Annotated in this window: 14 protein-coding genes and 1 pseudogene; 14 read left to right on the top strand and 1 reads right to left on the bottom strand. The window is 63.8% G+C overall.

What is annotated here, in order from left to right; genetic code table 11:
* Positions 1-528 (top strand): annotated as a pseudogene (locus PHA81_RS03295) (IS1595-like element ISHsa2 family transposase); the annotation flags it as partial.
* Between the two features lie 521 nt (positions 529-1049).
* Here the strand turns inward: PHA81_RS03295 and PHA81_RS03290 are convergent.
* Positions 1050-1232, bottom strand: a complete 183-nt coding sequence (locus PHA81_RS03290; protein ID WP_273835159.1) for a hypothetical protein — start codon at positions 1230-1232, stop codon at positions 1050-1052.
* Between the two features lie 394 nt (positions 1233-1626).
* Here PHA81_RS03290 and PHA81_RS03285 point away from each other — a divergent pair, with 394 nt between their 5' ends.
* From PHA81_RS03285 to PHA81_RS03225, 13 genes are all read left to right on the top strand, one after another.
* Positions 1627-2232, top strand: a complete 606-nt coding sequence (locus PHA81_RS03285; protein WP_273835157.1) for a hypothetical protein — start codon at positions 1627-1629, stop codon at positions 2230-2232.
* 139 nt (positions 2233-2371) lie between these two features.
* Positions 2372-2587: a hypothetical protein gene (locus tag PHA81_RS03280; protein WP_273835155.1), complete on the top strand. Its 216-nt coding sequence runs from the start codon at positions 2372-2374 to the stop codon at positions 2585-2587.
* Positions 2580-2882, top strand: coding sequence for a hypothetical protein (locus PHA81_RS03275; RefSeq protein ID WP_273835153.1), 303 nt, complete (start codon positions 2580-2582; stop codon positions 2880-2882). Before PHA81_RS03280 ends, PHA81_RS03275 begins: the two co-directional genes overlap by 8 nt.
* Before the next feature lie 2 nt (positions 2883-2884).
* Positions 2885-3454, top strand: a complete 570-nt coding sequence (locus PHA81_RS03270; protein WP_273835151.1) for a hypothetical protein — start codon at positions 2885-2887, stop codon at positions 3452-3454.
* 8 nt (positions 3455-3462) lie between these two features.
* Positions 3463-3693 (top strand): hypothetical protein, encoded by a 231-nt coding sequence (locus PHA81_RS03265; RefSeq protein ID WP_273835150.1) that lies wholly within the window; start codon positions 3463-3465, stop codon positions 3691-3693.
* Positions 3694-3784: 91 nt separating this feature from the next.
* Positions 3785-4054: a hypothetical protein gene (locus PHA81_RS03260; RefSeq protein ID WP_273835148.1), complete on the top strand. Its 270-nt coding sequence runs from the start codon at positions 3785-3787 to the stop codon at positions 4052-4054.
* 37 nt (positions 4055-4091) lie between these two features.
* Positions 4092-4655, top strand: coding sequence for a hypothetical protein (locus PHA81_RS03255; protein WP_273835147.1), 564 nt, complete (start codon positions 4092-4094; stop codon positions 4653-4655).
* A 9-nt stretch (positions 4656-4664) separates the two neighbouring features.
* Positions 4665-6395, top strand: coding sequence for a hypothetical protein (locus PHA81_RS03250; protein WP_273835145.1), 1731 nt, complete (start codon positions 4665-4667; stop codon positions 6393-6395).
* Entirely contained in the window at positions 6392-6571 is a 180-nt protein-coding gene (locus PHA81_RS03245; protein ID WP_273835143.1) for a hypothetical protein, read from the top strand. Before PHA81_RS03250 ends, PHA81_RS03245 begins: the two co-directional genes overlap by 4 nt.
* Before the next feature lie 2 nt (positions 6572-6573).
* Positions 6574-8124 (top strand): phage portal protein, encoded by a 1551-nt coding sequence (locus tag PHA81_RS03240; RefSeq protein ID WP_273835142.1) that lies wholly within the window; start codon positions 6574-6576, stop codon positions 8122-8124.
* A gap of 7 nt (positions 8125-8131) precedes the next feature.
* Positions 8132-9547: a hypothetical protein gene (locus PHA81_RS03235; protein ID WP_273835140.1), complete on the top strand. Its 1416-nt coding sequence runs from the start codon at positions 8132-8134 to the stop codon at positions 9545-9547.
* Positions 9548-10873 (top strand): hypothetical protein, encoded by a 1326-nt coding sequence (locus tag PHA81_RS03230; RefSeq protein ID WP_273835138.1) that lies wholly within the window; start codon positions 9548-9550, stop codon positions 10871-10873. It begins immediately after the preceding gene.
* 1 nt (position 10874) lies between these two features.
* Positions 10875-11156 (top strand): hypothetical protein, encoded by a 282-nt coding sequence (locus PHA81_RS03225; RefSeq protein ID WP_273835136.1) that lies wholly within the window; start codon positions 10875-10877, stop codon positions 11154-11156.
* Positions 11157-11167: the final 11 nt, after the last annotated feature.

The following is an 11167-nucleotide window of genomic DNA, read 5'->3' as shown; positions in this document are numbered from 1 at the left end:
CAGGTGGACGAAACTCAGCGGGTGTGCTCGGGGTTCAAAGGCCAGAACCCACCGCGGGACGGACTGTCCCGCGGCGGGTCCCCTGGACCCGGACGGGCGCGATGGACAGGGGAGCAGGGCGATGAGATGACGCTCGTCGCGGCCTGCCGCGACGTGCTCCAGGTGATCTCAGCCGAAGAGGGGTCGAAATACGACGAGAACCTCGGGCCAGTGATTGAGGAAGCAGGCGATCTCTCCCAGCCGCTGGGAGAGATCTGGACCGACGAGCTTCCCGCATATCAGCAAATGGAACACGAGCATCGAACCGTTGTCCATGATGATGAGTACGTCTCAGAGGAAGGTATCCACACGAATCAGGTCGAATGCCTCTGGTCGTTAGTGCAACCGTGGCTGGCGAAATTCCGCGGCCTGTCCAAGCAGGGCTTGGAGCAGGCCGCTCGCACCTTCGGGCTTCTTCGCTCCCTGAATCTTGTTCAAGCACCCATCCACAGCCTTGTCGATTGCGTCGCCGTCAACGTATTCCGCTAATCTACACAAGAGCGTCTCAAATTGCTCCAAGACTGCATGCGCTCCGATATTACGGGTTCCAACAGGCGTTTGCATGGGGATCTGTGGGTCGATCGGCCCCAGGCTGGAATGGTCGCCCATCACTACACTATCAGCAGCGCAGCACATTAGAGTGGCTGCAGACATCGCGGCTTGCGGTACAAATATTCGGATGTCATTGAACTTCGCCCGAAGGTAGTCAACAACTTGTTCTGTTGCTACTGGCGATCCTCCTGGGCTGTGGAGGATAATGTCTAACTCGTCCTGACTGAGTCCGTGAATAACCTCCATAAACGAGCGCACATCAGAGTCGTCAATGGAGAGTGACGTTGAACCGCTCTGCTCCTGCGCCCATGCAGTTGAGTACAAAATGAGATTGCGGCCAGTTTCTTGATGCAATTCGTTCAGATAGTACCGTCTGACTGTATCAAATGCACGTTCATTTCCCGACTCTTTTTGCTGGTGTATCTGCGAAAAAATCTCACTGGCTGTTGGCATACGCGCTATTCTAGTTGGTCAGCGACCGGGTAGTTGCCAATAATCAATTCTTGGGTTGAATTGCCAGTGCCCGACTCGTTGACGGGATCGTCCTTTTCATACAGGTCCATTGCCTCCTTGATCCCGGGGTTTTTGGACTGTTCCTCCGTCTCGCCGATCTCCGTCTCAGGAGCTGGCTCTCCAACCATGGTAGTCTGAGAACGATGCTATGAGCCCCCTCCATCTATAAGTTGCCATTATCCTGAATTACGTCATATCATGGCATGCGCCACTCACGTATTGCGGTTTTGTAGTTTTATATTATTACATATGTCTGTTTTCGGGTTGAACACGTTTGGTCGACGCTCTCCGAATCTTATGTAACTCTTCGCCTCGCCACCAAATCGAACTGTTACATAAGGCTCTACGAGAGCGCTCGCCGAGCTGTGCGGCTACCCTCTGGCATACAATGGCGACTTCCTGACGGTTTATCCGCCCGCTATCCTTCCGTTGTACTAACTGGCCGGATCGTACCCGCGGCGACCCTCTCGGGGGGATGACCACGCGGTGGTTCAGCGTCCGCTTTCTCCAGACACATCACAAATGCGAGGCAAACATGCGTTCTGTCCGTCGTCAGGCGCACTGCTGGCCGACGAACGCGAGCGTCCACAAGAGTACCGCCCCGGCGCGTCACCGGTCCGCGCCCCCGAGCCCGACGAGATCAACGAGATCCTCATCGAACCGTACTCGCGAGGGGCGAACCACTCCTCGGCATCGGCGCTTGTGGGGTACTTCCGGCGGATGCGCAAACGCCACGCTCCCGAGGCGGACCCGACTATCGCCCGACAAGCCGCGCTTGCGATCCAGCGTCTGAAAGAACCCGAGGACGACGTCCACGACGACTATCTCTGGTACGCCCTCGCCGAGCGCCTCCACCGCCACGACGACTACACCCAGGACGCCCTCGACTGGCTCTGGCAGTGCGTCGAACTGTCGTGCCCCCACTGCTTCGGGCCGATCACCGACGAGCCAGTAATCGTCGAGGACGCGGTTCACTCGAAGTGCGCGATCAACTGTACTGACGACAACCGGTACGTCGACGACGAGATTCGCGAGCGGATGCTCGAGGCATACAACGAGGCGTTCCGCCGCGCGGACGGTCGCCGCGACATCGAGGCGTTGCTGGTGCTCGACGAGGATGACGAGTGACCACGCCCACCGCCGACGTCGGTGCTACGAGTTCGAACACGTCGTGCCGTGGGACGAGCTGATCGAGCGGCTGCGAACTCGATACCCTCCGGTCAACGATGCACCATGAACCACGTCACACCCAACGGACCACGAACGGATGAACCGCGAGCAGATCACGAACGGCGTCGGAGCGCTGGCAGGCGTCGCGCTGGTGTTGATGCTCGCGTACGGCTACGTCAACCAACAGCCGGTCACCGACCGGACGCTCGCGATCTTCGCGGTACTGCTGTGGGGAACACTCCAACTCGACATCAGCGCCGCGATCCCGTTCAGTTTCGTCACGGTCGAACGCGACGACGAGGGTGGTGAGTGACGTGTTCGACCTCCGCCTCTCGGTCAAGCTCCTCGGCATCCTCGCCGGGTTCTTGCTTCTCGGATATGGGTTTGCCCTGGCCGGTCGGCCTGAGTACGACGACGTCTCGGACCGGTACGCGAGCCGGATCTCGACGGTCGGGCTGATCCTCGTCCTCGTCGCGACGGGCGGGTTCCTCGCGGGGTCGCTCATCAGCCTCGTTCTGGAGGGGGCGGCCTACGTCGTCGGCATCGTCGGCGGCACGATCGTCTATCGGCGGATCACACACAACCAATCGCACTACGAGAAGGCGTAATCATGAACTCTCAGAAACTCGAACGGTACGTCGAAGTCGGTGCAGTCGCCGGCGGGATCGTCGCACTGGTCGGGCTGTTCGCCGCCGTCATCGCGGGACGCATGGACTGGTCGACCGCCGGACCGATCATCCTCACCCTGCTGTCGGCGCTCGGATACGCCGAGGTCGGTCGGCGGAAGGGCAAGCGTGCCGAGGGCCCACCGAACCCGGACCTCAGAGATCCGAAGATGTCGCGGTGGGCGGCCCTGTTCGACCGAGCAGGTGAGGTCCTGGAACTCCTCGACGCCACCGAAGAGAAAGCCCGCGTTTCCGAGACCTCTCCGACGGATCCGCGCGAGCCCGAGCCAACGGGCTCCACGGCGGACGCTACTCTCCCTTCGCACCGACGCGAGGTTCTCGAACGGATCGAGTCGGCGGAGTACGAGCACCTCCAGAAGGTCGCTGCTCACGTACCGGACGTCAAGGGGTCTGGCCCTGGCGTCACTCACGACGCGCTCGAAGCGGCGCTGTACCAGGCCGACCACGACGACGTCACCCAGGCGTTCGCGAAGGCCGACACCGACTCTTCCTAACTGAGACCATGCGATCGTCGCGACAAGCCCACATCAACGAGTTCGTTGCCGCGGCCAGCCATGAGGGAGAGCTCACCGACGCGATCCACCACGACGCGGTGCTGGTCATCCGCCGGATCAAATCGCGGAACGACAAGGACGACGCCGCGGTGTGGGCCGAACTTCGCGAGGAGCTCGACGGCCGCGGCTACGACGTCGACTGGATGACCGACCACCAACCGAACGACACCACTCACTGATCATGGCACACGAAATGGACATGAAGAACGGCGTACCGGTAGAAGCACACCCCGACGACTGTGACTGCGACCGCTGCGAGGACGACGACGAATGAACCCGTTCCTCCGAGCGATCCGCGAGCCGGTCGGTGCGTTCGCGGATTTCGCCGTCCTGTGCGCGTTCCTTTCGATGCTTATCATCGTCGTGTGGGCGCTCACCGGCAACGTCGTCACGCTGTACGAGGGCTATCGCCAGGGCGGGTGGGCTGGCAACTGGGACGTCAACCCTCCCTTCGAGTGGGTCGCTCGACTCGCGCTCGTCCCCGCGGCGGTCGCGATCGCGTCGTGGCTGGTGAGCGCGATGTTCGCGATGCTCGGTTGACCAACCCCATGACACCTCTCGCTGCCGACCCAACCCCATGACTGACAAACCCGCCAAAAAAGAACCCGGTGAGTACTGTAACGCCCGCCGGTTCGATGGCGACAGGTTTCTCGGTTACTGCGAGCTCGTCTCTGGCTGGGGGACCGACAAGAACGAGGGCCGCTGTTCGAAACACGGCGGCGCTGGTGGCGCGCCAACCGGCGAGGACAACGGCGCGTACAAGCACGGTCTCTATGCGGAGGTCGGCGTCGACGACGAAGAGCGCGAGCTGATGGAGCGCCTCGAAGCGATCGAGGACATCGAGATGTTCGACATGCTCGTCGAGCGCGAACTCACTCGCTACCTCCGGGCGGCGGGCCTCGTCGACGAGCCGGCGTGGACGCCCGACTACAACAGCGACGGGATCCAGGTCGGCGAGTCGGTCGACATGAACGACGGCCCGCTCGCGAACCGGGCGGCGCTCATCGCCTCACTGCTGGATGACAAATCGAAAGCCGAGCACCGCCTCGCGAAGATCGACGAAGGCGAGAAGCACCGCGTCGAGACGTCGATGGACGACGACGATCGCAGCGACCTGCTCGACGCGATCGACACTCTCTAAGAATCACTTATGAGTGCAACCACCCAGTCGACGGCGTCGGCCGACCTCCAGCAAGCGCTCCAGGCCTCGGAAACGCCGTTCCACGACATCAACGAGCTCCCGCCAGCGGACAAGCGAGAGCTCTGCCGACCCCAGGACGACGGCCGGGACGACCTCCGATTCTGGGTGTTCTCGAATCTCGTCAGCCTGAACTTCCTCGACGTCGGCCCGACCCAGTGGGAACGTGTCCCCGAGCACGCAATGGACTGGCACGAGCGCGTCGAGTCCAACCCGCTGAACATCATTCTCTCCGGGCGGAAGCACACCAAGACGACGTTCGTCCTCGCGAAGATCATGTACAAATCCCAGTACATCGAGGGGCACACCTCGCTGTACTGGGCGAACACCGAGGGCCAGGTCGAGGAGCGGATGGGCGAGTTCGAGGAGATGTGCGAGGCGAACCCCTGGTGCGACAACCTCCTCGACAACAAGGGCGAGTCGGTCGGGGCACTCAAGCGGAAGCCGTTCCCGAACCGTGCGCAGCTCTACACTACCTGGGTTGAGTCGAGCGCGGAGGGTGGGCACGTCGACTTCTCGGCTGGCGACGATCCACTGAAAGAGATCGGTGGGATCCCCGACGAGCGGATCGAGGCGTGGTACTCGAAGGTGATCGTCCCGATGCTCAACCGGGGCGGTGTCCACGTCCTGGTCGGCACCCGCAAGCGCCCGACCGACCTGTACGAACTACTGCGGACGAAAACCCAGGACAGGGCGGCGTTCGACGACCTCCCCTCCTACAACCTCGCCGAGTACCCCGCGATCCGCGAGCCGTGGATCGAGAAGTACGGCGATCGACCCGGCGACCTCGCCGACGAGTCGCTGTACCAGGAGGTCGAAGCGCCGACGCTCGCGAACGCGCTGGACGTCCCCGGCGACACGCTCTCGATCCTGTGGCCCGAGGGGCGGCCCGCTGACTGGCTCGCCGGCGAGCTGGGTGCGCAGGGCAAGCCATACTTCCTGCGCGAGTACTGCATGGTGTTCAGCCAGGTCGAGGATGCGATCATCCAGCGGGCGCATATCGACGAGCGCTGTTCGATCCACGACGCGCCGCCCGAGATCGTCACGCCCGACTCGCCCTATACGCGCGTGGCGATCGGCAACGACCCCGCCTCGACGAAGGGCTCGGACTCGACGTCGTACGTCGTGCTGGGCGTTCGTCCCTCCGGCGTGCGGGACATCCTCCACGTCTTCAACGCCCAGTCGATCGATCCGGGACGATTCAAGAGCAAGCATCAGGAACTCGATATGCTCTACTCGCCGTCGGCGATCGTGATCGAGGACAACGGGATGCAGCAGTACATCGTCGACGACGCCGTCGAGTTCGATCGTTCGCTGCCGATCCAGGGCGAGACGACCACCGAGCGCAAGCACTCGTGGGAGGACGGCATCCCGCGGATCGCCCACCGCGTCGCCCAGGGCGGGTATAACTTCTATCGAGAGGGGTCCGATCACACCGAGCAGCTCATCAACGCGCTCACGTCGCTGACGATGGACGAGGGCGAACTCCAGGGCCACACCCCCGACCCGGTCGTCGCGATGTACCTCGCCGAGAAGGCGATCGACGCGAAGGTGCCGACCGGCACGATCAACGTCGGCCAGCAGGAGGACGTCCCCGAGGAGTTCGAGAGCGACGACGCGGAGGGCAACGAGATCGTCGACGCCGCGATGGGCGCGCTCGAACAGATGCGGAGGCAGCGATGACCGACGAGCCGCCGAAGATCTGGATCGACCAGTACGACCTCAACCTCGGGGTCCAGGGTGGCGACTCCGATACGCTCGACGACGTCCGCGAGCACTTCGACGAGCTGCTGGAGGACGCGGTCGAGCGCGATCCGAAGCTCGGTGAGGACACCGTCGACGATCGTGGGGTGCAATGACTATGAGCGACAACTCGCTGTTCGCCCGGGCGGTCCGGGATCACCGCGCTCGCCAGCCCGACGACAACGCCGGTACGACCGACGCCGTCGGTGCGAGCGCGGCGAAGGCGATCGAGGATCCCGACGGCGTCGCCAGCGAAACCTCAGAGACGATCCAGCCGATCGACGAGGATAGCTGGCTGAACGTCAACGAGTGGGGCATCCCCCGCGGGCCCGAGGCGTACGAGGCCCAGCAGTTGGCCCAGACCGCGCCCTTCGAGATCGTCAAGTCTACCGTGGTCGACCAGATCACCGGCGGTGAGTTGACGTTCCCGACCGCCGACGAGGACGCCGGCGAGCTCGGGACCGACGCGAAGACGCTGCGGGACATCTTTCGGGACGTCCTCACCGGCCCCCACCTGCTGGGCGATGACTTCGATGATCTGATCACAGCCGCGATCGCCGACATGCTGGAGCAGGGCGACGCCCACTGGGAAACCCTCGCTGCGGAGTCCAACGCCGAGGCGTTCCCGGTCCGGAAGCTCAAGCCGGTGCCGTCGATCACGATCCAGTACAACGTCGACGAGCACGGCAACTGGGAGGACACGCCGTACTACCAGGCTCCGTACCAGTCCTTCGCCGGCGGGACGATCGCTCGCGGAAACGTCGACCCCGCCGAACTCGACCATACCGACCTCGTCAGTATGCGGTGGCCCGGCAGCCGGCGGGCGGATCGGATCTACCCCCTCTCGCCAGCCCTCCAGGTCAAGCAGTACCTCGAAGCGCTCAAGAACAACATCACCCACCTCAATCGGTGGTACAAGGACGACGAGATCCCCGCGGGGCTGATCGCCGCCCTCGAGGCGAGCGACGACGACGTCTCTGCGATCAAAGAGACGATCGAGGATGCGAGCGGCGACCCTCGAACTGCGCCGGTGGTCGGCACCGATGCGAAGTGGATCGAGATGGGTGGCTCTGCGATCGACCTGGATCTCATCGAGGAGCAGAAGTGGTTCCTCCAGCTCGTCTGGGGGGCGCTCGGTCTCTCGAAAAACGAGATCGGGCTGGTCGAGGACGTCAACCGCGATGCCTCATCGAACCAGTCCGAGATCATCTACAAGCGGATCACGCTACCGCTCACGAAAACGATCTGCCAGGCGGTCAAGCGCCAGGTGTTCACGCAGTTCGACGCCTACGAGAGCCTCGGCAAACCGTTCGGCGTCTCGATCGACCACACTGATCCCGTTCGCGAGCAGCGACGTCAGGAGCGACTCAACACGCGGTGGAAGGACGGCACCCTCTCGTTCAACGAGCAGGCCCAGCGCCGTGGCGAGGAGCCCGGCGATACTGAGGTAGAGCTCCCGAACGGCACGACCTTCGACTACGGCCCGCACCCGAAGTACATCGGCGAGACGCTGATCGACGCCCATCGCCAGGCCGACAGTTCCTCTGGTGGCGACGGGAGCGGCGGCTCGGACCCATCCGGTGACGAGAGCGACGACGACCAGGACGCCGGCGACAGTGAGGGGAGTTCGCCGGAGGATCCCGAGGACCCGGACGACGAAAACGAGTAACTCCACCATGTCTACCGCCGACGTCAGCACCCTCCCCGAGCGCGGGCCGGGGATCCGTGCGAAGGCGTCGGTCGGCCAGTGGGCCACGCTCGAGAAGAACGCGATCGCGACGGTCCATACTGAACCCGACGCCTGCGAGGACTGCAAGCCGTACGACGGCGACACGATGCGGATGGGTGAGGCCGAGGACCTCATCCCGATCCATCCGAACTGTCGGTGCTGGTACACCTGGGACTGGGATCCGAGCCTCCGCGAGCTCTCCATGACCTCGCTACTCACGCGAGCGAGCGGGCCTTCTGCAACCATGCACGATACGCTTACCAAGACCACGAGCACGACCGACGCGAGCATCGTCAAGGGAACACCGACCGGCGAGAAAGACGACGACACCGAGTACCTGAAACTCCCGATCTCCTCGACTGGCCGCGATCGCGACGGCGACAGTTTCTCCGAGCGCGGGCTACGCGACCTCCGGGATCAGATCCGCGAGACGCCGCGGCCGGTGTTCGGCAACCACGGGATCGGTGACGGCGGGCTGTTCGCCCCGCGGTACGACTGGAAGGACATCATCGGCGGCCAGGACGACGCCGAGATCGAGGAGGACGCGGACGCCGACGAGAAGACGCTGTACTCCTACGTCAAACCAAATCCCGAGAACGAGGGCGGCGATCGGCTCCGTGCGTACGTCAAGGCCGGGATGCCCGTCGGCCTCTCGATCGGGTTCCGACCGCTCGACTTCGAGAGCAACGACGACGACGAGAAAACGTTCCACGAGACTGACCTCATGGAAACCTCTGCCGTGGGTATCCAGTCGAACCAGGAGTCAGTCGCCGGTCGCGACGCCCCCACCGTCGAGGCGGTGGCGAAGGGGCTCGTCGATCGGTTCCCCGACGCGGACCTCGATGAAGACACGCTCGCGAAGGCGATCGTGTCCGAGGCGTCCGCGACGGCTGGCGGCGGCCCGCTGCTCCGCGGCGCAGACGGCAGGCCGGCCGACCACCAGCCACTCCGCGGCCACGACCTCGAACTGCGAGACCACGATCACGAACCCAACGAGACACATCACGATCCAGACATGGACGACGACACCAAGGAACTCCTCGAGCGCCAGACGGCGATCTTGGAGAACGAACAGCAGAAACGTAACGAACTGGAGGACCGCGTCGACGCTCTCGAAAGCGACGACGACGGCGAGAAGGACACCGCCGGCGAGGGCGACGACGATCCCGAGGCCGGCAAGGACGCCGACCCCGACGGCGACGATCTCTCCGACGACGAGGTCGAGCAGTTGCGCAACATGCTCGACGGCGAAGAGGGCGACGACGGCGTCGAGGACTCGAAGACGACCACGGCGGCGGAGATCGACGAGGAAAAAGACGCGGATGGCGACGACACCGTCGCCGCTGGACAGGAGCCGATCTAAATGTCTGCAACTGCACACACCCCGACCCAGCGCGACCTGATCGAAGCAGTCAGTGGCGAGGACGGCAAAAACGAAAAGTCCGAGGACTCGATCTACGAGCGCATCTGGATGGCGTGGGGCTTCCGCAAGCAGGACTACGGCGACCGGATGCTCATCCCGCTCTCCTCGAAGATGAAGCAGGGCGGGAACCCAGACCCTCGCCAGCCCCTCAAACGCGGGACGACCGATCAGTACCGCGAGAAACTCAACCGGTGGGCTGGCGGTGAGGGTGCGGTCCTCGGTGCCGGTGGCGTCACCGCTGGCTACGAGGAAGGCAAGAACTCGGCGGTCGACGCCGTCGTTGCGAAGGACGGCCCGATCGATCGCAACGTCGTCGAGCAGGCGACGCCGATCGCGTTCGATCCGCGGATCGTCGACATCCAGCGCCGACAGGCCACGATCCTCGACCGGATCAGCCAGCAGGGCCAGGCTGGCTTTGCGGCGAAGTACAACGTCGTGTCCGACCGGGCCGACCCGATCGGGTTCCTCTCCGAGAGCGGGGCGCTCGATCTCTCGGATGAGAAGGACTCCGACCACACGCTCGGAACCGACGAGAAGGACATGAAGATCTTCGTCGACAAGACGAACATCAGCGACTTCACCGCTCGCGCGGAGGCGTCGCTGGGGTACATGGACGTCACCCAGATGACGATGGGCCAGCGGGTGATCGCCCATGCACTGGCGAAGGCCCAAACGTTCTTCTACGGCGATCCGTCGGTCGGTGCGACCAACAACGGTGTGTTCGACCCCGAGGTCTCGGAGTCGTACGCCGGGATGGCCAAGATGGCTGTCGACGGCGGCACCAACGCCGACAAGTCTGGGATCTCGATGACCGGCGACCAGCCGGTGCTCAAGGACATCAAGTCCGAGCTCACGAAGCTCGTCCAGGAAACCGGCCTCACCTACGCGAACGCCGAGATCGCAGTCTCGCCGACGATGTACGACTACATCGAAAACGAGACCAACATCTCGACACGGATCGACGCGTTCGACGAGGCCGTGACGTTCGGGGGTCGGGCGATGAACATCAAGGGCAACACGCCCCTGATCGAGTGCCCGAACATCCGGGACTACCCGGACCAGTCCACGAGCAACTTCACCCCGGACTCCCGGGACGTGTTCATCTACGACCGCACCACGGTCCAGTTCCGGTCGTTGATGCCCCTCACGACGGTTCCGCTCGCACGAGTGGGTCTCGGCAACCGGGCCGCGCTCGCGGAGTTCGGCACGCTCATCGACAAGTCCCAGGGCGCACACCTCGCGTACCTCTCCAACTACGCTCAGTAAGATGGCGACCACAATCACTGAGCGCCACGTCGCGAGCACCCAGCCCGGTGGGATGAAAGAGGAGGTCGTCCGCGGCACCGTGGACACCGACGCCAACGGCGACGGCACGCTCTCCGTTCCGCTGGCGGGCTACGGGATGGTGCCCGTCGTTCAGGCGACGAGCGCGAACACCGCGGGCCAGAACGCCACTCCGAACGGTGTGGATCTCGCCGTGACTGGCGCGGCGGCCTCGTCGACGGTCGACGTCGAGGCGGTCATCCACGGCCTGCCGGGGGTCGCGTAGGAGGACACCAC

Source organism: Halococcus sp. PRR34 (genome assembly GCF_028617175.1).
Classification (GTDB): Archaea; Halobacteriota; Halobacteria; order Halobacteriales; family Halococcaceae; genus Halococcus; species Halococcus salifodinae.
This window is presented reverse-complemented; position numbering and strand designations above follow the sequence as displayed.